The following is a 22,395-nucleotide window of genomic DNA, read 5'->3' on the forward strand; positions in this document are numbered from 1 at the left end:
GAGGAACAGCGGATGATCGGAGCCGACGAGGCCGCGGACGTGCTCATTAATTTCGACTGGTGGCAGCAGACCGACCGTGCGGAGCGTGACGCGAAGTTCGACGCGCTTCGGCGGCACGCCGGACGGGTATTCGTGCCACTCGGCGACCCGAAGACGGGATCCTCGAAAGGGTTCTGGGCGTTGGTTCGGTATGAAGATGTGCTGGAGGTGAGCCGTCGCCCCGAGGACTTCGCATCCGGCGAGGGCACCCAGATCTTCGATCAGCCTGCCGCGTTGCGCGAATATCGCGGATCGATTATCGACATGGACAATCCCGAGCACTCCCGCATGCGGAAGATCGTGTCTCGTGGATTCACCAATAAGAACCTCGAGTCGATTCGAGATCTGGTCGAGTCGACGACCCATGAAATTCTGGACGAAATGCCGGCTTCGGGGGAGTGCGACTTCGTCGACAACTTCGCGGCACTGCTGCCGCTCCGCATTATCAGTAATATGCTGGGAATTCCGCGTGCGCACGAAGCCGATATTCTCGCGGCCACCAATACGATCCTGGGTGCCTCCGACGCCGAGTACATTCCGGACCAATCCGGAGCGGGCATCGGCGCCGCGGTAACGAAGGCGAGCGAGGATCTGATCCAGCTGCTCCAGAGTTTGTCCGAAGAGCGGATCGCCGAACCGCGCGACGACTTGATCACCATGATGGTTGCTGCCAAGGAGGGGGACAATTTGACCCCCCAGGAAATGGCGAAGTTTTTCATTCTACTGGTCGGGGCGGGTAACGAAACCACGCGAAATGCCTTGACTCATGGTGTGTATGCGCTGAGCCAGCATCCTGACCAGCGAGACACCTGGATGGCCGACTACCGCAGCCATGCCCGCACCGCCATCGAGGAGATTCTGCGCTGGGCCAGCCCGGTGATCCACATGCGTCGCACGGTTACCAGTGATGGCGTGCAGCTCGGTGAGCAGGTGTTCGCCAAGGGCGACAAGGTTGTCCTGTGGTACACATCGGCGAACCGTGACGAGAGCAAGTTCGCCGACCCGTACGTTTTCGACATCACCCGCAACCCGAATCCGCACCTGGCCTTCGGCGCACCGGGACCGCATTTCTGCCTGGGCGCACATCTGGCCCGACTGGAGCTGGATGTCGCCTTCGAGGCGCTGTTCGCGCGCTTCCCCGACATTCACGCGGTCGGTGCTCCAACCATGCTGCGATCGAACTTCGTGAACGGCATCAAGCACCTGAACGTGAGGTACACGCCGAAATGACCGAAACGGTCTTGCGGAAGACGGAAAATGGCGTCCTCACGATCACACTGAATCGCCCGGAGGCCGCGAATGCCATCCGGCCCGACGACCGGGACGGGCTTATCGAACTGTTCGCCGCGGCCGACGCGGACCCGGAGATCCGGGTGGTCGTGCTGCGCGCGAACGGCAAGCACTTCTGCTCCGGCGCGGATGTCGTGAAACTCGCCGACGGTCACGCGAAGAACGTCAAGCGGGTCACCGATCCGATGCGCCGGATCATGACCGGCGCACAGCGCTTGATCGCCTCGGTGCTCGACTGCGGAAAGCCGGTGATCACCGTGGTGCACGGCGCGGCCGCCGGCATCGGTGCGCACCTGGCATACGCCTCGGATCTGGTGCTCGCCACTGACACGGCCTACTTTTCGGAGTCGTTCGTCAAACGTGGACTGGTGGTCGACGGGGGCGGCGCCTACCTGCTGCCGCGCCTGATCGGAATGCAGCGGGCCAAGGAGATGGTGTTCTTCGGAGACAAGCTTTCGGCCGCCGAGGCATTCGGGCTCGGGTTGGTGAACCGGGTTGTTCCGGAAGAAGAGCTGGAGTCGGTGATCGACGAGATCACCGGTCGGCTGGCCACCGCGCCGACGAGTTCGATTGCGCTGACGAAGCGTCTGTTCAACAGCTCCCTGGACGGCGATCGCGCCGCGGCATTTCTGGCCGAAGCGATGGCCCAGGAAATTCAGTCGTACTCGGCCGATGCCAAGGAGGGCGTGCGCTCGTTCGTCGAGCGGCGCCCCGCCGAATACCACGGCTGGTGACGCTGATGAATACGGCAGCGACGCGGCGATCGCGCCAGGAGGATCAGTGATGTCGAAAAATCGTGCCGATGTTCCCGTTGTCGAGGGCATCAGTCGCCAGTACTGGGACGCGGCTCGCGAAGGCAGACTGCTCATCGCGCAGTGCGCGGACTGCGGGCGAGTTCACCACTACCCCAGGGTGTTGTGCCCCTTCTGCTGGAGCGAGGCGGTCTCGCCGATCGAAGCAACAGGTACCGGGGCCGTCTACTCGTATTCCACGGTGTACGTGAACGACCTCGAGCCGTTCAAGTCGCGGCTGCCGTATGTGGCCGCGGTCGTCGAACTCGACGAGGGACCTCGCGTTGTCACCAATATCGACGGCATCGAACCTGACCAGGTGCGGGTCGGAATGCCCGTGCGGGCCGCATTCCGGGAAATCGTCGACCAGACCTATGCGGTCGTCTTCACGCCGATCGAGTCGTGACGGCAGCACATACCGATTCTGAGGAGGATCGCTAGACATGAGCGGATTGCTCGACGGAAAAGTCGCACTTGTGACAGGCGCTGGGCACGGGATCGGGCGTGGACACGCGCTCGAACTGGCCAAGCATGGCGCGACGGTGATCGTCAACGACCTTGGCACCTCGATCGAGGGCGAGGGGACCGGCAAGGTCGCTGATGAGGTGGTGCGCATCATCGAGGACCGCGGTGGTAAGGCGATCTCGGATTTCAGTGATGTCGGCGATGAAGAGCAGGTCGATCTGCTGGTCGAGCGAGCGTATTCCCAGCTCGGCCGGCTCGACATCGTTGTCAATAATGCGGGCATTGTCCGCGACCGGGCGGTCTGGAACATGAGCGCCGACGATTTCGACCTGGTGATGCGAGTGCACGTCCGCGGCACTTGGCTGACGAGCCGGGCGGCGGCCAGGAAGTGGCGGGACGAATCGAAGGCAACGGGTGCGAAGGTGTACGGCCGCATCATCAATACGACCTCCGGTGCGGGCCTGCAGGGTCACTTCGGACAGACGAACTACAGCGCCGCGAAGGCGGCCATCGTCGGATTGACCCAAACGCTGAGCCTCGAACTCGCATCCATCGGTGTGACCGTGAATGCCATCAGCCCGGGCGGGCGCACCCGCATGTCTGCGACCATGGCAGGCGCGGCCGCGCCGATCGAGCCCGGCGAGCGCGCCGACGAGGAGTTCGACCCGAAGGACCCGTCCCTGGGCTCCCCGGTTGTCGCGTGGCTGGCCAGCCCCGAAGCCGGTCATGTCAGCGGTCAGGTCGTCCGAGCAATGGGTGAGACGATTCAGCTGATGCGCGGCTGGACTCCGGTTGCCACGGTGTCGAGCAATGGAAAGCGTTGGGACGCGGACAAACTCGGTGTCGTCCTGGGAACGGACGTATTCGGCACTCGCGCGGCCGGCCTGCGGTTCGGCGGGTAGGACGGCGAGTACCGGGTACGTGCCGAGATGGTGGTCGATGAAGCCCGCCGTCGGCGGGGAGGAACGCGCGACCTCTCACACCTCAGGGGACGTAGATGCTGTCGTGTCCGGTCAGCATGTGCATCGCGACCAGCGGAACGATCAGTAGCACGAAGAAGCTGACCTGGAAGACGACGAACCAGGCGCCGAACCTGGCCGCCTCGAATTTCCATCGCGGGATCGTTATTTCGTACTCGAGCAGGGCGTCGTGTTGTTCCCGTTTGCCGATCCGTGTGCTGCGTTGTGCGGCGAGGGCCACCAGGCCTCGGTCGCTCTGGCCCGGTCCGGTCGAATCAGGGGTGGCCGCCGCGGGTTTCGGTCGCGTGAAGCGGTCGAGCCGGAAGAAGCGTTCGAAGTGGTTGAGCGTGCGGACTGGGGGCTTGCCCGCCCAGTAGGCGATGAGGTTGGGCCAGAACGTCATCAAGCCCACCGTCCACAGCAGGGTGACTTGGCCCCCTTCCGCGAACCGGAGCACGGGACCGAATCCGGGATCGTAGGTCCACCAGCCCATCCGTGCGGCGATGCCCTCGACGAAGATGTCCCAGACATAGTTGACCGGCAGGGCCAGCACCGCCATCGACTTCAACAGGCTCCAGCCGAGACGTTCGACCAGCATCTGGCCGAGGGCGAGCACCACCAGTGCGTGCACGGTCCAGTAGACCGCGTACGCGAACGGCATGAACATCGGATCGTTGGGCGTCTTCAACGGCAGCCAGTCGAGCAGATGGTGCTGTCTGAAGACCGGACTGTAGACGAGCTGCTGGCCCCAGTCGCCGACCGTCTCCATCCAGTAGACCAGCATGCTATTGACCAAAAATAGAAAACCCCAGGTCAGCCGCCGTCGCCGGATCACGTCGAGCACGGCGGCCAGCAGGATCAGCCCCCCGGCCACCGGTATCACCCAGTCGAAGAACCAGGTGCCGCTCGGCGCGAGAAGGGCGGGGGGTGTGGGCGGGCTGGCATGCAGAAGCATCGGCGGTTCTCCCGGCTTGTCGCCGCTGGGCGACAGTTCATCTAGATTCGAGCGATCGTCGGCTCTGTCCGCGTTGACCCTGCTGCGGCACAACGCGGAAGCGATCTCAGCCGAGTGCCGCGCGGAGGGCTTTGTCGACTTCGAGATCCTCGATGGTGGCGTTCGCGCGCCGGAAGGCAGCGTCGACATTGGCGGGATTTTGGAGGCCCGGCCATACGGTGCAGATAGCGGCCGAGTCCCAGGCGTCGAAGGCGAAATACCGATAGTCGTCCCATGCCTGATCGAAGGTCGGGGCGTCGGGCACTCCCTGTTCGTTCAAGGTCTCCAAATAGCGGCGCAGCAGGTCCTTCTCGTGCTGACGGCGCAGCTCCGTCCCTAGCGAGTGGGTGAGGAAATACGACACCTCTCGCATGCCGGGTGCCCTGCCGACGACCTGCCAATCGAGCAGACCCGCCCGGCCGTCGGCCAGCCGGAAGGTATTGCCGAGATGGGAGTCGCCGTGGATCAGTGTGAGCGGACCGTCTTCCCAGCGCGCGTGCAGCTGCCAGTCGTGTTCGTTGACGAACTCGGCCATCCGGTGCACGGCGCCCGGAAGTTCATACTCACCGGATCGCATCAGTGTCTTGCGCATCTTGCGGAACTGTCCCAGCATCAGGCCGAATCCGGGGCGTCTGCTCTGCGTGACCGCATAGGCAAGGTCTGTGGCGAAGCGAGGGCTCTCCCAGAAGGTGGCATGCAAGGAACCGAGGGCGACCATGAGGCCTTCGGCGTGTTCGAGCGTGCAGTCATCGGCCATGGCGTAGGTGGTGTGGCCGTCCGCGACGAGGTCTTGTAAGAGGAGTAGGTGGCGTGCTCCATGGCCGGCATGTGCCGCGAATGCGGTCGGTGCCACGCCGTCGGGCAGGGTGGGGCGGGCCGTCAGATAGAACTTCACTTCGTTGACGGCCATGTCGAGCGCGGCGACCATGGTGCGATTCTTGCCGCTCAGCGGGGTGGACTTCACGAACAGTGAATCCGGTAGTCCGGCATCGCGCCCCGCCGTATTCCAGCCGACCCGGACCCGGCGACGGTCGGTCGTACCAGTGGTGCCGCCGACGTCTCGAACGTCCTCGGCGATGGCTCCTGGCGCACGATCGGCGAAGACCGACGTGATCCATTTCGGCGTGACGTCTTTGGCGGCGTGCGGCTTGGGCCCCGGTGCCCACGGTGACAATGCGAGTGCGACCTGACCGAGCGCACGCGCCAGGGTCGTCGTCTGGTGCCACCGGTGGGGCCGGCCGAATGTGTTGTTCATGGATGTTGGGCCTTCTTCGACAGAGATGACTGGATCACGTAACGGTGAGGAGATAGACCACGAGGAAAAGTGCGGCGATTCCGCCGACACACGCCAGGAGCAAGGCGAAGGTCTGCTTCGCCAGTGCTTCTTTGCCTGCCGGTGGCAGCATCCTTGCCACGACTTCGTCGTTCATCTTGTGCTCCATCACGGTTTCCTCGAGCCTCGGTACCTACACCTCACCGCATGTGGGCTTGCTCACTTGAGAGTATAGATTATCTAGATTCGCAGACTGTATGAATTGCGCAAGATCCACGGGAGCCATCGGCTTCGAGGCCATAAGTGCGCTTATATTTGGCGCTGCCTGGAAGGTCCTGGATCTGTTGATCGAGTGGCGTCTGGTGCAGCTCGGCATCCACGAGAGCAAGAAAAAGCCGCTGCACTACACCATCGAGTTCAAGACGAAGGCCATCGGCAAGGGCGACCTGAAGCCTATGGCACCGTTTGATGCTCAGCCGGACCTGTGGGAGCGGATTGCCGAAACATATGCGGCTACCGCGAATCTTCGGCGTTCGCTCGTCCATCGGCGAATTTTGGAGGATGCTCCTCCTGGCCCTGTTCGGCTTTCCGTGAGTCAGCCACCGGACTGGTCGCGGTGGATGTAGCGTAAAAACCCGTTTCAGGCCGGTTCGCCTACGTGGATACGGTTGGGCGGAAATGCCGACCACGGAAGAGCTGGATTTGGTCGAGGGCCGCGTCCTCGGCTACTGCAGCGAAGAACCCGGTGGCGCTATCGAACTCGCATCTGACCTGGGCACCTTGATTGGACTGCGGGAGCGCCGGGTATCTCATTCGCAGCTTCCGCCGACAGTGCAATTAGCCCCTAACCTGCGCCTTTGAGATTTGACCGGCGCCTCAAGAAGCCCACCGGATGGCGCTCATCGGGCAGGCGCCGATGCCCGCCTCAGCGTCGCTGACGAGTTCGCTCGATACTTCGAAGTCTTGCCTCAGGGCGAAGCCGTCGTCATCCAAGTCATAAATGCCGGGAGCTGTTGCCGCACAGAGCCCGTGCCCCTCGCACTGTTCTAGCTCGATGTGGATCTGTCGCGGAGCGCTCATGATTGCGCCTTTCTGGGCGGGGGCGGATTGTCGGCGGCCAAGTGCCGCAGCCGATTCCGGTCGATTTTGGACATCGCGGTCAGCGGCAATTCGTCGAGCACGATCAAGTGGTCGGGGGCCTTGTAGTCGGACAGGTGGGCTTTCGCCCAATCCCGAAGTGCTGGTAGCGAAATCGGGTCGGCTGGGTCGTCGGGGACGACGAACGCGACGCCGATCTCGCCGATCACGTCGGCAGGATGTCCGACGACGGCGGCGTTGCGCACGCGGGGGTGCTCGGCCAGCACCTGCTCGACCTCGACCGGGTGGATGTTGAATCCGCCCCTGATGTACATGTCACCGGAGCGGCCGACCAGCACGAGGTTTCCGTCGGTGTCGAATTTGCCGAGATCGCCGCTGACCAGATATCCCTCGGCGTCGAAAGCCGAGTCGGTCAACGGCTGGTTCTGCCAATAGCCGCGCATGACACAGCCACCCTTGATGCGTACCCGCCCGACTTCTCCAGTGGGCACCGACAATCCGGTGTCGTCGGTGATTCTGACGTCGACGCCGGCCTGGGGGCGACCCACGGTCCGGTACTGGACCTCCGGGGGATCGTCGGGCTCGGTTCCGCAGATTGTCGGTGATTCGGTCATCGCATACCGCACCACCAGGGCGACGCCGAGGCGCTCGGCAGTCTGCGCGACCAGCGCGGGCGATGCGGGTGCGGTCGCGACGACGCCGATCCGTAAGCAGGGGAGTGCTTCGGGTGTGACGCCGGGCAGATCCAGCAGTTTGGCCCACTGCGTCGGCACCGCACCCGCGACCGTGATTCGTTCGGCGCGTAAGACATCGAACATCCCGGCCGCGGTCCAAGGTGCCGGGGAGATCACTATCGTTGTGCCCCAAACCAATTGGTCCCAGAGCTTGGACATGTAGCCGACATGGGCGAACGGGGTCGAGGTCAGCCGCCGGTCATACGGCGCGCTCATGACTCCCGCGGCCGCCGCCGACGCGGCGAGATTGTCCGCGTCGAACCAGGCGCCCTTCGGCAAACCGGTTGTGCCACTGGTGAATACGATCGACACTGGGAACTTGCGCTGGATCGTTTGCGCCGAGAGGCTGTCGGCATCGGCGCGGCCGGTCGCCAGATCGGACCTGGCGAGTTCGGTCAGTCCCGCCGGGACCGGCGGCAACTGGTCGTTTCCGGTGTCACGGATGACCAGGACCGGGGCGGCCTGGTCCAGCACCGCAGCGATTTCGCGAGGGCCGAGCCGTGGATTCAGCCCGGTGGTGATGGCGCCGAGCATCGCCGCGGCGGCGTAGCACACCGCGTAGTCGATGCAGGATGGCAGCATCAACGCGACCACATCGCCGGTGCCGACACCGACCGATGTCAGCTGTGCGGCGACCGCATGCGCGCGGGCGATCCAGTCGGCGAAGCTGATACGGGTGCCGTCGGCTTCGACATAGGCATCCCTGGAGCCGTGTGCGGTCGCTGCGGCTTCCAGTAGCTCGGCGGTGTTGGCGTACGCGCCGGCTCGAAGCGGGGCACTCACCCGGATCGCGGTCATGGCTGCTCCGCTCCCAGCAAAACTGTTCCGCTGGAGCAGAACCACCCGCCGGTGCCGCTGACGCAGGCAACCTTGGCGTCCGGCACCTGACGGGGACCGGACTCGCCGCGGAGCTGGCGAACCGCCTCGACGAGCAGGAACAGCCCGCGCTGCCCCGGGTGGCATGCGGACAGCCCACCACCGTCGGTGTTGGTCGGCAGCGCGCCACCCAACCGGAGCGCGCCGCTCTCGACGAACGCCCCGCCTTCGCCCTTGCCGCAGAAGCCGAGATCCTCGAGCGTCAGCAGCAGCATGTAGGTGAAGGCGTCGTACAGTTCGGCGACATCGACGTCGGCCGGTGCCAGCCCGGCCCGCTGGAAGGCCAGCGGGCCGCTGACTGCGGCGGGGCCGATGGTCATGTCGTCCCACTGACTCGTCAGCATGTGCGACGTGGCCTCCGCCGAGCCGAGGATCCAGACCGGATCCGACTTCAGATCGGCGACCCGGTCCTCGGCGACGAGGATCGCGGCGGCGCCGCCGTCCGAGCGAATACAGCAGTGCAGCTTGGTGAACGGGTCCGCGATCATCGGCCCGGACAGCACATCGTCGATGGTGATGGCGTCGCGGTAGTACGCCTCCGGGTTGTCGGTTGCGTTGAACCGCGCGGATACGGCGACCTCGGCGAGCTGCTCGATGGTGGTGCCGTACTGATACATGTGCCGCCGGGCCGCCATCGCGTATTTGGATACCAGTGTGTGGCCGTAGGGCGCGTCCCACTGCAACGGTCCGCGGGAGCCCCAATTGATATTCGCGGTCCGTAGTCCCTTACGGAGGTCGGCGCGCGCGGTGGAGCCGTAGGTGAGCAGCACGACATCGGCATGCCCCGCCGAGATCGCGTCGGCCGCATGCGAAACCATCACCTCCCAGGAGGCGCCACCTACCGAGGTCGAGTCGATCCACCTCGGCCGCAGACCGAGATACTCGCCGACGTCGGTGGGTGGCAGCATGCCCTGGCTGGTCGAGCCGAGGCCGTCGATGTCCTGCGGGGTCAGCCCGGCATCGGCGAGCGCGCGTCGACTTGCCTGGGCCATCAGCTCATACGCGTTCTTGTCGTCTACCCGGCCCACGTCGGACAGCGCGACACCGGCGATGGCAACCTTGCGACTCATGCGGCGACGTCCTGGCTGAGCAGTTCGGCGAGCACCTCGGATGGCTCGGCGATCAGGTGTTTGTAGACGTGCGCACGTTTGAGATAGAGGTGTGCGTTGTGTTCGTAGGTGTAGCCCATTCCGCCGTGTACGTGGATGCAGGCTGCCCCATTGTCCACCGCCGCGCTCGCGGCGACGGCTCTGGCCGCCAGCACTTGCGCCAGGGTGTTCGGCCGGGCCGAGGCCAGGCACACCGCGGCGAAACATACTTGGGCGAACGCCGATTCGGTGCGCACTGCCATGTCGGAGCACGCGTGCTTGATCGCCTGGTGCACGCCGATCGGACTGCCGAACTGAACTCGCGTCTTCGCGTGTTCGGTCGCCAGTTGGGTTGCTCCGTCCGCGATTCCGGCAAGGAATGCCGCCGACAGCAGGACTGCGCGTAGCCAGATCGAATCGGCACTGTCCGGCAGCCAGTGCACTACCGCCCCCGCGGTGACAGTCGCGGTGGCCAGCCGGGTGGCGGGGTCGACGGAGTCGAGGTCGGCCACGTCGGCGAACTCGCTTGCCGCCACGAGCGCGGCGCCCTGCCTGGTGATCAGCAGTAGGTAGCTGCAGCCTGCGGCGTCGATGAGATCGAAGGTCCCGTTGAATCCGTCTGCCCCGGCCGACCCGTCGCCGCGCAGTTCGGCCAATCCGACTACGGCTGATCCGTCGCCGATCCGTCCGGACAACTCGCTGTCGCCGCAGTGCGCGGCAACGCGCGCACCCAGTGTGGCGGCCAGGAAAGGTCCGGTGGCCAGCTGCCTGCCGAGTTCGACGAAGAGCAGGGCCTCGTCGTCGAAGGGCTGGCCCGCGCCACCGTATTCCTCGGCGAGCCCGAGGGTCAGTAACCCCAGTTCGGCGCCTTCTCTCCAGACGGCCGGGTCGACCGACGACTCGTCGCTCGCGCGTCGGCGGATGTCCTCGATGGGCATCCGCGCGCGAACGAATTCCGCTGCGGCGGCGACGAGTTCGAGTTGGTCGTCGGAGGGTAGGAGGTTCATGATGTGCTGCTTTCTGTCATCGCGGCAGGCCGAGGACGCGCTCGCCGATGATGTTGCGCTGGATCTCGGACGTGCCGCCGCCGATGGCCTGCGAGAACGAGTAGAAGTAGTTGCCGACCCATCCGTCCGGATCCCACCGGGACGTGCGCCGCAGTGCATCCGTGCCGACGATGTCCATCGCGAGCGCGCCGACTTCCTTGGCCAGATCGCCGTAGAACAGCTTGAGCATCGATCCCTTCGGACCGGGTGTTTCGGTCTGCATGCTGCGGCAGATGCCCGCGTAGGTCATCGCACGCAAGGAGGTGACCGACGCTCGGGCGCGGGCGAGCCGGCGCGCGATCTCCTCATCGAGGATGGCGGGTCGTTTGCCATCTGGTCCGACATGGTCACGGGCGAAGTCGATCAGATCCTCGACCACCTTGGTGAGACGAACCTGATTGGCGGTGAAGGCGGTTCCGCGTTCGAAGGACAGCGTCGACATGGCGACGCTCCAGCCCGCACCCACCGTGCCGACGACATTCGAGACCGGGATCCGGACGTCGTCGTAGAACACCTCGCAGAATTCGGCGCCGCCTTCGATCGTTTCGATGGCGCGGATATCGATGCCCGGGCTGCGCATATCACAGATCAGCCAGGTGATTCCCTGGTGTTTCGACCCGGAGTTGTCGGTCCGCACGAGCAACTCCTGGTAGTCCGCGCAGTCCGCGAAGCTGGTCCAGATCTTCTGTCCGGAAATTACGAACTCGTCGCCGTCCAGCACCGCCTTGGTCCGCAGCGCGGCCAGGTCCGAGCCCGCTTCGGGCTCGGAGAAGCCCTGGCACCACACGACCTCGCCCTGCAGAATCCGGGGCAGGTGGAATTCCTTCTGTGCCTGGTCGGCGCGAGTGATCAAGGTGGGTCCCGCGTGACTGAGCCCGACGAAGTTGGCGTCGATGCCCGGGAATCCCGCGGCCGCATACTCCTCATACCAGATGAGCTGCTGCAACAGGGTCAGCCCGCCGCCACCGTATTCCTTGGGCCAGGCGATTCCGGCCCAGCCACCCTTCCACTGGGTGCGCTGCCAGGCCATGTCGTATTCGCGGATACCTGCGTGATCACGGGGCCGCGGCTCCGAGGGCTTGTTCTCGCGCAGCCAGGCGCGGACCTCCTCGCGGAACTCCCACTGTTCCTTCGTGAAGTCCAAATCCATCGGTAGACCTTTCCTCGGAATGTACGCGCCTGCAGCCTGAGTATAAGTGACACAACCGTCAGATGTAACACTGATTGCGGCCTGCTATGCGCCACATCCATACTCTTGCGCCAGCATCTCGGCGCCACGCGCGAGTAGAGTCACGTCGGCCCCGACCAGCACGAATGCCGCACCGGCTGCCATATATCGCCGCGCGATAGCTGGATTGAACGCGTTGACGCCTGCCGCGACGCCACTAACGCGAATGGTGTGCAGCGCCGCTTCGATCGTGGCGACTACTTCGGGAGACTCGGGTTTGCCGAGGTGCCCCATCGACGCCGCGAGATCGGCGGGCCCGATGAAGATCGCATCAATGCCGTCGACCGAGGCTATCTTCGCCAGTTCGGCGATGCCCTGCACGGACTCGATCTGAACCGTCACCGTCATCGACTCATTCGCGGTGATGAGATAGTCAGAAACGCGGTTCCAGCGGGAGGCGCGGGCCAGTGCGCTTCCGACGCCGCGGATCCCCGCGGGCGGGTAGCGGGTGGCCGCGACGACCGCGCTCGCCTCGGCCGCCGATTCGATCATCGGCACGACCAGGTTCGTGACGCCGATATCGAGGAGTTGCTTGATGACGGCGGGGTCGGCCGATGGCGGACGGACCAGTGCCTCGACCGGATAGGTTGCGACCGCCTGGAGCTGGGCGAGCGTGGACCGCAGATCGTTGGGCGCGTGCTCCTGGTCGATCAGCAGCCAGTCGAGTCCGGCGCCCGCGCAGATTTCGGCCGAGTACGGGTTGGCGCCGGCGACCCACATGCCGATCTGTGGTCGACCGGAGTGCAGGGCATCGCGCCATCGATTGCCGGCCGTCACGGTTGTGGCCTTTCGAACGAGCACGAGACGGTCCCGAGCGGTCCGTAGTCCGCGACGAAGGTGTCACCGGGTTCGGCGAACACCGGCGTGGTGAACGAGCCCGATAGGACGACATCGCCTGCCCGCAGCCAGACACCATACGGCGCAAGGCGATTCGCCAGCCAAGCCACGCCGTTGCCGGGGTGGTTGAGCACCGCCGCGGCGACTCCGGATTCCTCGATCGTGCCGTTGCGCAGCAACAGCGCGGCGATCCAGCGCAGGTCCGTATCGAGGGGGCGGACCACGCGGCCGCCGAGCACGATGCCCGCGTCGGCGGCATTATCGGCGATGGTGTCCACGATGGTGCGCCGGTGCCCGGTGTCGGGATCGGTCATCTGCACTCGCGCGTCGAGGATCTCGAGCGCCGGGGTGACGAACTCCGTTGCCCGCAGTACGTCGTAGAGCGTGACGTCATTCTGGGACAGATCCTGTCCGAGAATGAACGCCAGCTCGACCTCGATGCGTGGCCGGATGAACCGGCCCGCGGGCACGACACCGCCGTCCTCGAAGAACATGTCGTCGAAGAGCACGCCGTAGTCGGGCTCGGAGATGGATACGGCACGCTGCATGACCTTCGAGGTCAGGCCGATCTTCCGGCCGCGGATCACCCGGCCTTCGGCGACCTTGAGGTCCACGAGAACTCGTTGGACTGCGTAGGCATCCTCGATCGACATCTCCGGATGATCGAGGGACGGTTGGCGAATCGGCACGCGTGTGCGTTCGGCCTCGTGCAGCCGCCGGGCGAGATCGTCGATGGTGGTGGAGTCAAGCATCTCGATCGCTCACTTCCCGAGGAATTGCAGCGCGGCCCGATTGAAGCTCGGCGCGTCCTCGAAGTGCGGCCAGTGCCGGACCTCGGGCATCTCGAAAACCTCGGAGTCGGGAATCAGGCGGGCGATGGTTCGTGCCGTCTCCTGGTAGACGCCGTGGTCCGCGCCGGAGGCGACAATCATGGTCGGCGCCGCGATCGTGGTCCACTGCGCCGCCGGAATCAGGTTGCGGTCGCGGGCCGCGGGATCCTGCAGGATCAGCAGGTGGTTGATGGTCTCGCGGGTATCGGTGCGCCGGTAGATCGCCTGGCGCAACGCGATCAGGTCCGGGATGCGGTTGTTCTCGTCGGCGATCAGGTGCTCGAACACCTTGTGGATCGACGCCCAGCTCGGATCGTTCACCGCCTGCGTGCGCTCGGCGCGGATCCGCGCCATGTTGGACACCGAGGCCTCCATGCCGGCCGGTGACATGAGGATCAACTTGCCGACGCGATCGGGATGGGCAACCGCGGTTGCCGCGGCCACCCAGGCGCCGAGCGACATGGCGACGAGGTGGGTCTTGGACATGCCGAAGTGGTCCATGACGCCGAGAACCTGCCGTACGTAGACCGCGACCTCGTAGTCGTAGTCGGGCTTGTCGGAGAAGCCGTTGCCGACCATGTCGATGGCGACGCAGTGGTACTGCGAGCTGAGCGCGGACAGGTTGGGCGCGAACGTTTCCCAGTGCCCGCCGGTGCCGTGCAGCAGGATCACGTGCGGCTTGTCGGGCGAGCCCGCCTCGGCCACTCGGGTGCGCACGCCGTCGATGTCGACGAAGGTCTGCCGGAAGTCGAGTTCGCGCAGGTAGCCCCAGATGCTCCGGTAGTCGTCCGTGCTGGCAAGAGTCGTCGTCTCCGTCATGCGCCCTCCATGGCTATGTGCGGTATTCAGGTGCGATCTACTCATCGAGATGGCCTCGATGTCGGTCCGATCTGTCCATCGCGTTCATCTTTATAAGGTCCAGATCAATGGCTCTGACCTGGGTGGTTGTGAAGAATACACGATGAGGGCAACGGGCTACAGCCTATTGTTTCTGACAGTCGTATACGCTAATACTGAAAAGGGGCCGCCGAGCGAGGGAGGCGGATCTCTCCGTCACCGGCCCGGTGTCGGATCAGCAACGATCGGGTTATCGAGGAACATGTCTGGAGCAGAGGAAAACCACGTCGTCAAGCGGCGGGAGTTGGCCCTGTTGGCCAACGAGTTCGCCGCTGTCCGGATCTCCTTGGACACGAGTGGCAACGGGCCGCGACTTCTGGTGGAGGATCTCGACAGCAACGACCGCATCTTTCTCTCCCCACTGGAGCTGGCCTGTTTCTGTCTTGCCACCGGCGAGGACCGAGATGACTGGTTGCGTGTCGGCAACTATCGCGACGAACGGCGGCAGCGGCCTGCGGAGCCCGTGCGAACGGAGGAGCCGCGGTGATCGCCGGGATCGGCGCTTCGAGGCCGAACCGGGTGGCGATCGTCGGCATGGGGATGACCGAGATGTCCCTGCGCCCCGGTCGGACACCGCTGCAACTGGCGGTTGAAGCCGCGCGAGCAGCGCTGGCAGACGCCGGTATCGAGCATCGAGATATCGATGGCTTGCTGGTCGGTTCCTCGCAAGGCGTCCGCCCGGACCGTTTGGGTGTCGGCTTCGCGGCGCAAGGGGGATTCTCCGACCTGCGGCTGCTCGAACACATCGAGATCAAGGGCGCCACGACGATTGCCATGGTTCAGCGCGCGCAGCTTGCCATCGAGACAGGTGCCGCGCGGACCGTGCTGTGTGTCTTCGCGGACGCGCCACTGGTTGCCGGTAAGGGCTCCGGGTCGACGTACGCGCACAGTGGCGGCAATGCGGGAACACGCGGTCTGGAGCGCGCGTCGGGTGTGCTCGGGTCGGTGCCGACCTATGCGCTGCTTGCCCGGCGCTGGCTGCATACGACCGGTGGATCCGAGGCCGACCTGTGCACCGTCGTGACCACCGCCCGGCGCTGGGCGCGGGGAAACCCGGCGGCGGTCGTGCGTGCGCCCCTGGACGAGCAGGGTTACTACGACAGTCCGATGGTTTCCGATCCGCTGCGCCGCCTGGATTGCGCCCGGCCCGTCAATGGAGCGGTGGCGGTGATCGTGAGCGGCGATCCCGCCGTGGGACATTCGGTTCGGCTGAATATCCGCGGCACCGGTCGCGACCACCCCGTGCGGCATCGGCGAGCCGGCGGCGAGTCCTGGTTCGGCGGCGGACGGCGCGCGGTCGACGACGCGCTCGAACAGGCGGGGATGTCGCGTCGCGACCTCGACATGGTGCAGCTGTACGACCCGTTCTCCGTGGTCACCCTGATGCTTCTGGACGAATATGGGCTCACCGGATCGCAGACCGTGCCGGAGTTCGTCGCCGGTGGCGGCCTCGGTCCGGATGGGCCGCTGCCGACCAATACCGGTGGGGGACAGTTGTCCGGGTTCTACCTACAGGGCATGACGCCGCTCGCCGAGGCGATCGTCCAACTGCGCGGCGCGGGTGGCGAACGCCAGGTGCCCGATGCCGCGACGGCGCTCGTCGGCGGCATCGGCGGCCGAGTGGATCACCACGCGGCCATGATCCTGGAGCGTGCGGCATGACGACGGCACTCGACGTGGACTGGCTACTGGACGCGGGCCTTGCCCCGGACGCGGCCGATGACACACTCGCGCCGCTGTATTCCGCCGCCGCCGCCGACCGGCTCGACCTGCCGTTCTGCGCGGACTGCGAATCTCCCATCGATCTGGACCAGCATGTGTGCGACAACTGTGGATCGGTTCGAACCCTGTGGCGCACTGTCGAATCCACGGGCACCGTGCACTCCGCCACGATGATGCACAGGCTGGAACCCGGGTTGGTCCGAACCGGTGCTCCCTATCCCATCCTCGATGTCGAGCTGACCAGTGGTCATCGACTGATCATGACCTCGCGGGACCGAACCGAAGCCGTATTCCACATCGGTGACCAGGTCACGATCGGGTTCCGCAGTCTCGGCGGAGTAGCCATCCCCGCTGCCTGCCTGGTGCGCCTGCCCTCTCGGCCCACCAAAGAATCTACCGCCCAAAGTATTTCGGAGGAACACCCATGACCACACTCGAACCGCCGCCCGTGGCGTCGGAGGAATTCGATGTCTCGCAGATCGTGCACGAGGACCGGGTGCACGGATCCGTCTACACCTCGCCCGAGATCTTTCAGCGTGAGCTGGACACGATCTTCCGGCGCGGATGGGTCTATGTGGCACACGAGAGCGAGGTCAGTGAGCCGGGTGACTACCTGACTCGCCGGATTGGGAGCGACCCGGTCGTTGTCGTACAAGGCCGTGACGGTGAGATCCGGGTGCTGCTCAACCGATGCACCCATCGCGCGAACAAGCTCTGCAACGCGGAGAAGGGAAATGCGTCGTCTTTCCGCTGCCCCTATCACGGGTGGACGTTCAGTAACACCGGAGCGCTGAGTGCGGTCCCGATGCGTGAGGGATACGGCGAGACATTCCAAAAGGTCCGGTCCGAGCTGGCTCTCGCCGAAGCGCCACGGGTGGAGAGCTACCGCGGATTCATCTTTGCTTCTCTTGCGGCCGAAGGGATTTCGCTCACCGAGCACCTCGGCCGGGCGACCACCGCCATCGACCGTCTGCTCGCGCTGTCGCCGACCGGCACCATCGATCTGCGGGCCAACTGGATGAAGCACCACCATCGGGCGAACTGGAAGATGGTGGTGGAGAACAACGTCGACGGCTACCACGCCTTGTTCACCCACGCGTCGGTCTACGACGCGATCCGCCCGGCGAAAGTCTCCCATATTCCGACCAAGGTCGACGTCGTGGTGCGCGATATGGGCGGCGGCCACTCGGAGATCGATTACTCGGCCGAGTACCGCAAGCTCGACGAGGAGTTCGTCTGGTACGGGCGGACTCCGCGCGCCAAGCTGGCGAAGTACATCGAGTCGATGGAGGCCGCCCACGGACCGGAGAAGGTCCACGAAAGCCTCGTTGTCGGACCGCCGCACACGCTGATCTGGCCGAATCTGTTCCTCGCCGAAATGAACATCATGTATGTCGAACCGATCGCGCCCGACGAGACGATCGCGTACACGACGGCGGCGCTGTTCCCCGGCCAGGACGAGATGAACCAGCGCATGCTCCGGCGCGCGGAGGGTGCGATGGGGCCCTCGGGCTTCCTGATCGCCGACGACGGTGAGATCGGGATGCGCAACCAGGCCGGCCTCGCCGCGCACAAGCCCGACTGGCTGCGCCTGGCCCGCGGCATCGAAACCGACGTGACCGACGAGACCGGAATCGTCAACAGCGACAAGAGCGCCGAGACCCCACAGCGCGGTTTCTACCGGCAGTGGGCCAGCGTCGTCGGACAGGAGTTGTAGGACATGACCACCACCGAGAACGCGATCGCTACACCCGAGTCTCTGCCCGTACCGAGTCCCGACATCGAGGCATTCCTCTACCTCGAGGCGCGACTCGCCGATGAGGCCAGGTACTCCGAGTGGGAGACCCTGTGGGCCGATGACGCGCTCTACTGGGTCCCGATGAGCCCCGAGGACGATCCGAAGGTCAACCTCGCCTACATCTACGACAACCGGCGCCGGATCAAAAGCCGGGTGGCGCAACTCAATACCGGCAATCGGCACTCGCAGACGCCGCCATCGGTCATGCGCCGGATGTTGAGCAACATGGAGGTCTCGGACGAATCGGCCGACGGTGTCGTGACGGTCGGGTCCAACTTCGCGCTCTTCGAGTACCGCTACAGCCAGCGCGTCTGGGCCGGGCGCGTCATCCACCGGATCCGGCGGACCGAGGACGGTCTGCGACTGGTTGCCAAAACCGTGCACCTGGTCAACGCGGGCGGTCCCCTCGAGACCCTGGCGTTTCTCATCTAGCGGCTCGGCTCGACAGCCCGAACCGAAATGTTTTTTCACGACAACATTGCGAGGAACAGTGCTCGTAGGCGATATCCCCACCAACAACGCGCGACGGTACCCGGACAAACCGGCCGTCGTCGAGTCCGACTGCGTGCGCACCTGGGCGCAGGTCGATGAGCGAGCCCGGCGGCTCGCGAATTACCTTGGCGCACAGGGCTTGGTCAAAGGTGACCGCGTGCTGGTCATCGCCAGGAACTGTGCCGAATGGCCGGAGATCATGTTCGCCGTCGCCAAGGCGGGCATGGTCGTCGTACCGGTCAATATCCGCCTGGCCCCGGACGAACTCGCCTATCTGCGCGACGATTGTGCTGCTCGGGCAGCGGTAGTTCACGGTGATCAGGCCGAACGGTTCGGCGGCGAGCTCGCCACGCTGCACGCGGTGCTGGAAATTCGGCCGGACGGCCGGGCGCAGGGTCTCGGCACCGACTACGAGACCGCGCTCGTGTCGGGCGCGACCACCGATCCCACCCCGGCCGACCTCCGGCCGGACGACATCCTGAACATCCTGTACACGAGTGGCACCACCGGCCGCTCCAAAGGGGTGGTGAACACCCATCGCAACCTGCTGGCTCAGGCGATCGACACCACACTGGTCACCGAGAGCAACCGCTCGGATGTCTTTCTGGCCACCACCCCGTTCTTCACCGCGGGCGGCAGCGTGCGCACGCTCTCGTGGATGTATCTCGGCCAGACCATGGTGATCCACCGGAAGTTCGACCCGCAGGCCGTGATCGACGAGATCGAACGCAGCAAGGTGACCTTCACGACGTTCATCCCGACCATGCTGGCGCGCACCTTGCGCATCCTGGAGGAGGGCCCGCCGCGCGATATGTCGAGCCTGCGCCGGATCAGCTATGGGTCCGCGCCGGTTCCGCCCGGTCTGGCGAAGAAGGCGATGGACCTGCTCGGCTGCGATCTGCAACAGCGCTACGGCTTGACCGAATGTGGTGGGCAGGCAACGATTTTCACACCGGCCGATCATCGGGACATGGTGGCCGGGAAGACCTCGGTGCTGACCTCGTGCGGCCAGGAGACACCGATGTGCTCGATCCGCATTGTCGGCGAGGACGGCGTCGAGCTACCCACCGGCGAGATCGGCGAAATCGTTATCCGCAGCGACGCCAACGCCATCGGCTACTGGAACCGGCCGGAGCAGACCGCCGAGACCTTCCGGCCGACGGGTCTGTGGTCCGGCGATCTCGGATACCTCGATGCCGAACGCTTCCTGCATATCACCGGACGCAAGACCGACATGATCATCTCGGGTGGGTTCAACGTGTATCCGGCCGAGATCGAACGCGTGATCGGCCACCACACCGGTGTCGAACTGGTCGCCGTCGTCGGTGTGCCCGACCCGGAGTGGGGTGAGACGCCCGTCGCCGTGGTGATCGCGCGCGCGGGCTCGGACGAGGAGACGCTGACGGTGGAGCTGCGGGAGCTGTGCCGGGCCGAGCTGGCCGGGTACAAACAGCCCCGGCGCTTCGTCTACCGATCCGAGTTCCCGTTGGGACCGGCCGGAAAGATTCTCAAACGCGTTATCGCCGAAGATCTTCGAGTCGCGGCAGAGTAGGACCAGCGATGGAAACAGCAGCATTCTTGCCTGCCGCGACGGAGTCGATCGGGGAGCTCGTGGCGCAGCGGGCACACGCGACGCCGACTGCGGAATTCCTTGTCGACGAGAACAATCGCAGGTTCACCTTCGGCGAGTTCGCGGAACTCGTCTCGGCTATGGCCGCCACGCTGGCCCGCAACGGGATCGGAGCCGGTGACGTCGTCTCCTGGCAACTCCCGAACACCGTAGAGGCTATGGCGTTGTCGATGGCGCTGGCCCGGCTCGGGGCGGTGCAGAACCCGCTCATCATGATGTTGCGGGCCGATGAGGTCGCACACATCACCGGTCGGCTGCGGACCCGATTGCTCATCGTCACCGAGCGCTTCGCGGCCGAGGAGTTCGGCTCGGCCGCCGGACCCGACGAGCAGGTTCCCGCGGTGCATGTCATGGTCGATGATCTGGCGGCCGACATCCCGATAGTGCTGCCGGAGCGAGCCGCGCCCGGATTCGAACCCGATGTGCGCTGGATCTTCTACACCTCGGGAACGACGGGGGTACCCAAGGGCGTCAAGCACACCGACCGCTCGTTGCTGGCGGCGGCAGCCACATTCATCGCCAATGTCGCGGTGCGCCCGGAAGATCGATGCGCGGCGCTGGCCCCGTTCGCCCACATCGGCGGCGTCGCGCACCTGCTGCACGCGCTGCTGGTCGGGCATCTGCTGATCATCGGCGCGAAGTTCGTACCGGAACAGATCGCCGACCAGCTCATCGCCGAGGACGTGACGTTGGTCGGGTCCGGCCTGCCGTTCACCAACGAGTACCTCCGGATCGCACGCGAGCGGGGTGTGTCACCGCTGTTCCCGACGTCGCGCGCCACCCTAGCGGGTGGCTCGCCCCGGCCGCGGGAACAGCATGAACAAGCGCGCGACCGGCTCGGCGGTGTCGGCATCATCTCCGGGTACGGAATGACCGAATGTCCTTACATCTCCTGGGGTTCACCGTCGGATACCGACGAACAGCACGCGATCTGCGAGGGAAAGCCCGGCCCCGGCGGTTTCGTCCGGATCGTGCGGTCCGACGATACGGTCGCCGAGGTCGGCGAGATCGGTGAGATCCGGGTCTACGGACCCCAATTGTTCAGTGGCTACGTCGATTCCGCGCTGAACGCCGACGCGCTCGACGCCGACGGGTTCTTCCGTAGCGGGGATCTGGGGTATGTCGATGCGGACGGTTGCCTGGCCGTGACCGGTCGCATCAAGGACATCATCGTCCGGAAGATGGAGAACATCTCCGCGCGCGAGGTCGAGGACACGCTCATCGCGGATCCCGCGATCGCCGATGTGTGCGTCATCGGTGTGCCCGACCCCGTGTCCGGCGAGCGGGTGTGTGCCGTGGTGGTACCGCAGGTCGCTGACTCGCCGCCCACGCTCGATTCGATCCGCGGCTACCTGCGCGGTACCTCGCTCAATATCCGGAAGTACCCGGAGCAGGTGGAGATCGTGACGGAACTGCCGCGGAACTCACTCGGCAAGATCGCCAAACCCGCACTGCGAAAAAGGTTCTCCACCGATGCCGAACCAGCACAGCAAGATCGGCGGATCGAGATGCCTGACGTGCACTATACGACGATCGAGTTCGAGGTTGCCGACCACATCGCGACCATCACACTCAACCGCCCGGATCGCCTGAACAGCTTCAACAAGGCGATGGCCGACGAGATGGTGGACGTGTGGCAGCGGGTTCGCGATGACGACGACATCCACGTCGCGGTGCTGCGCGCCAATGGCGAGCGCGCCTTCTGCACCGGCATCGACCTCGGCGAGGGGCCCTGGTGGACGCACCAGAGCCGCTGGAATCAAGAGGATCCCGGCGTCGCGCTCGGTCCGCGGCAGCACCGGGTGTGGAAGCCGGTCATCTGCGCGGTCCATGGCATGGCGGCCGGTGGCGCGATGTACTTCATCAACGAATCCGACATCGTGATCTGCTCGTCGGAGGCCACCTTCTTCGATCCACACGCGAACGCCGGGATCGTATCGGCGCTGGAACCGATCGGCATGCTGGCGCGGGGGATCCCGGTCGGCGAGGTGTTGCGCTGGGCGTTGCTCGGTAGCGATGAGCGGATGACGGCGGAGACCGCGCTGCGAGTCGGCATCGTTACCGAGGTCGTCGAGCCCGGCCAACTGCGTGCGCGTGCACAGGAACTCGCGCAAGAGATCGCGGCCCGCCGCCCGGAAGCCATTCAAGGCACGGTGCGCGCGATCTGGGAAGCGCTGGAGATGACGCCGTCGGTCGCGCAGCGAAACGGCCTGTCCTACACCCAGATCGGTAACCCCGGCGACGGGCGCACCGACTCCCGAACCAACAAGCGAGCTCCGCGCTTTCGCTGAACCCGACCAACCAGGAG

General features: G+C 65.2%; 23 protein-coding genes and 1 pseudogene. 13 read left to right on the plus strand and 11 right to left on the minus strand.

Annotated elements, in window-relative coordinates:
- Nucleotides 1-12: 12 nt before the first annotated feature.
- Genes OG874_RS11305 through OG874_RS11320 form a run of 4 tightly spaced genes read left to right on the plus strand, consistent with a single transcriptional unit; the run spans nt 13 to nt 3,487 of the window.
- Entirely contained in the window at nt 13-1,269 is a 1,257-nt protein-coding gene (locus OG874_RS11305) for a cytochrome P450 (protein WP_330255073.1), read from the plus strand.
- On the plus strand, nt 1,266-2,063 hold the full coding sequence (locus OG874_RS11310; protein ID WP_330255074.1) for an enoyl-CoA hydratase/isomerase family protein: 798 nt from the start codon (nt 1,266-1,268) through the stop codon (nt 2,061-2,063). The genes OG874_RS11305 and OG874_RS11310 overlap by 4 nt, the downstream gene beginning before the upstream one ends.
- A gap of 49 nt (nt 2,064-2,112) precedes the next feature.
- Nucleotides 2,113-2,526: a Zn-ribbon domain-containing OB-fold protein gene (locus tag OG874_RS11315; RefSeq protein WP_330255075.1), complete on the plus strand. Its 414-nt coding sequence runs from the start codon at nt 2,113-2,115 to the stop codon at nt 2,524-2,526.
- 37 nt (nt 2,527-2,563) lie between these two features.
- The gene (locus OG874_RS11320; protein ID WP_330255076.1) at nt 2,564-3,487 is read left to right on the plus strand and encodes an SDR family NAD(P)-dependent oxidoreductase; all 924 of its coding nucleotides are present in this window, start codon (nt 2,564-2,566) and stop codon (nt 3,485-3,487) included.
- An 82-nt stretch (nt 3,488-3,569) separates the two neighbouring features.
- Here OG874_RS11320 and OG874_RS11325 read toward each other — a convergent pair whose 3' ends face one another.
- The 3 genes from OG874_RS11325 to OG874_RS11335 form a co-directional block, all read right to left on the minus strand.
- The gene (locus tag OG874_RS11325; protein ID WP_330255077.1) at nt 3,570-4,499 is read right to left on the minus strand and encodes a hypothetical protein; all 930 of its coding nucleotides are present in this window, start codon (nt 4,497-4,499) and stop codon (nt 3,570-3,572) included.
- Nucleotides 4,500-4,605: 106 nt separating this feature from the next.
- Nucleotides 4,606-5,793 (minus strand): phosphotransferase, encoded by a 1,188-nt coding sequence (locus tag OG874_RS11330; RefSeq protein ID WP_330255078.1) that lies wholly within the window; start codon nt 5,791-5,793, stop codon nt 4,606-4,608.
- A 34-nt stretch (nt 5,794-5,827) separates the two neighbouring features.
- The gene (locus tag OG874_RS11335) at nt 5,828-5,968 is read right to left on the minus strand and encodes a hypothetical protein (protein ID WP_330255079.1); all 141 of its coding nucleotides are present in this window, start codon (nt 5,966-5,968) and stop codon (nt 5,828-5,830) included.
- 100 nt (nt 5,969-6,068) lie between these two features.
- Between OG874_RS11335 and OG874_RS11340 the strand changes: the two genes are divergently transcribed.
- Nucleotides 6,069-6,437 (plus strand): hypothetical protein, encoded by a 369-nt coding sequence (locus OG874_RS11340; protein WP_330255080.1) that lies wholly within the window; start codon nt 6,069-6,071, stop codon nt 6,435-6,437.
- A gap of 250 nt (nt 6,438-6,687) precedes the next feature.
- Here the strand turns inward: OG874_RS11340 and OG874_RS11345 are convergent, their stop codons facing one another.
- The 8 genes from OG874_RS11345 to OG874_RS11380 form a co-directional block, all read right to left on the minus strand.
- A complete protein-coding gene (locus OG874_RS11345; RefSeq protein ID WP_330255081.1) occupies nt 6,688-6,891 on the minus strand; it encodes a ferredoxin in 204 nt (67 codons plus the stop codon).
- Nucleotides 6,888-8,441, minus strand: coding sequence for a class I adenylate-forming enzyme family protein (locus OG874_RS11350; protein ID WP_330255082.1), 1,554 nt, complete (start codon nt 8,439-8,441; stop codon nt 6,888-6,890). The genes OG874_RS11345 and OG874_RS11350 overlap by 4 nt, the downstream gene beginning before the upstream one ends.
- Entirely contained in the window at nt 8,438-9,589 is a 1,152-nt protein-coding gene (locus OG874_RS11355; RefSeq protein WP_330255083.1) for an acetyl-CoA acetyltransferase, read from the minus strand. Before OG874_RS11355 ends, OG874_RS11350 begins: the two co-directional genes overlap by 4 nt.
- Entirely contained in the window at nt 9,586-10,614 is a 1,029-nt protein-coding gene (locus OG874_RS11360; RefSeq protein WP_330255084.1) for an acyl-CoA dehydrogenase family protein, read from the minus strand. The genes OG874_RS11355 and OG874_RS11360 overlap by 4 nt, the downstream gene beginning before the upstream one ends.
- Nucleotides 10,615-10,630: 16 nt before the next feature.
- Nucleotides 10,631-11,803: an acyl-CoA dehydrogenase family protein gene (locus OG874_RS11365; RefSeq protein ID WP_330255085.1), complete on the minus strand. Its 1,173-nt coding sequence runs from the start codon at nt 11,801-11,803 to the stop codon at nt 10,631-10,633.
- 84 nt (nt 11,804-11,887) lie between these two features.
- Nucleotides 11,888-12,601, minus strand: a complete 714-nt coding sequence (locus OG874_RS11370; protein ID WP_330257259.1) for an aldolase/citrate lyase family protein — start codon at nt 12,599-12,601, stop codon at nt 11,888-11,890.
- 53 nt (nt 12,602-12,654) lie between these two features.
- Entirely contained in the window at nt 12,655-13,470 is an 816-nt protein-coding gene (gene hpaH, locus OG874_RS11375; RefSeq protein ID WP_330255086.1) for a 2-oxo-hept-4-ene-1,7-dioate hydratase, read from the minus strand.
- A gap of 9 nt (nt 13,471-13,479) precedes the next feature.
- On the minus strand, nt 13,480-14,367 hold the full coding sequence (locus OG874_RS11380) for an alpha/beta fold hydrolase (protein ID WP_330255087.1): 888 nt from the start codon (nt 14,365-14,367) through the stop codon (nt 13,480-13,482).
- A gap of 280 nt (nt 14,368-14,647) precedes the next feature.
- Here OG874_RS11380 and OG874_RS11385 point away from each other — a divergent pair, with 280 nt between their 5' ends.
- The 8 genes and pseudogenes from OG874_RS11385 to OG874_RS11420 all read left to right on the plus strand — a co-directional run bounded on the left by OG874_RS11385 (nt 14,648) and on the right by OG874_RS11420 (nt 22,378).
- Nucleotides 14,648-14,932 (plus strand): hypothetical protein, encoded by a 285-nt coding sequence (locus tag OG874_RS11385; protein WP_330255088.1) that lies wholly within the window; start codon nt 14,648-14,650, stop codon nt 14,930-14,932.
- A 53-nt stretch (nt 14,933-14,985) separates the two neighbouring features.
- The gene (locus OG874_RS11390) at nt 14,986-16,107 is read left to right on the plus strand and encodes a thiolase family protein (RefSeq protein WP_330257260.1); all 1,122 of its coding nucleotides are present in this window, start codon (nt 14,986-14,988) and stop codon (nt 16,105-16,107) included.
- Nucleotides 16,104-16,595: an OB-fold domain-containing protein gene (locus tag OG874_RS11395; protein WP_330255089.1), complete on the plus strand. Its 492-nt coding sequence runs from the start codon at nt 16,104-16,106 to the stop codon at nt 16,593-16,595. The genes OG874_RS11390 and OG874_RS11395 overlap by 4 nt, the downstream gene beginning before the upstream one ends.
- Entirely contained in the window at nt 16,592-17,884 is a 1,293-nt protein-coding gene (locus tag OG874_RS11400) for an aromatic ring-hydroxylating oxygenase subunit alpha (protein ID WP_330255090.1), read from the plus strand. Before OG874_RS11395 ends, OG874_RS11400 begins: the two co-directional genes overlap by 4 nt.
- A 3-nt stretch (nt 17,885-17,887) precedes the next feature.
- Nucleotides 17,888-18,397, plus strand: a complete 510-nt coding sequence (locus OG874_RS11405; RefSeq protein ID WP_330255091.1) for an aromatic-ring-hydroxylating dioxygenase subunit beta — start codon at nt 17,888-17,890, stop codon at nt 18,395-18,397.
- A gap of 58 nt (nt 18,398-18,455) precedes the next feature.
- Nucleotides 18,456-20,009, plus strand: coding sequence for a class I adenylate-forming enzyme family protein (locus OG874_RS11410; RefSeq protein ID WP_330255092.1), 1,554 nt, complete (start codon nt 18,456-18,458; stop codon nt 20,007-20,009).
- Nucleotides 20,010-20,017: 8 nt separating this feature from the next.
- Nucleotides 20,018-21,463 (plus strand): annotated as a pseudogene (locus tag OG874_RS11415) (class I adenylate-forming enzyme family protein); the annotation flags it as partial.
- 132 nt (nt 21,464-21,595) lie between these two features.
- Nucleotides 21,596-22,378 carry an enoyl-CoA hydratase/isomerase family protein gene (locus OG874_RS11420; protein ID WP_330257261.1) on the plus strand — a complete coding sequence of 261 codons (783 nt, stop codon included), beginning with the start codon at nt 21,596-21,598 and terminating at the stop codon, nt 22,376-22,378.
- The last annotated feature ends 17 nt before the right edge of the window (nt 22,379-22,395 follow it).

This window comes from Nocardia sp. NBC_00565 (assembly GCF_036345915.1).
GTDB lineage: Bacteria > Actinomycetota > Actinomycetes > Mycobacteriales > Mycobacteriaceae > Nocardia.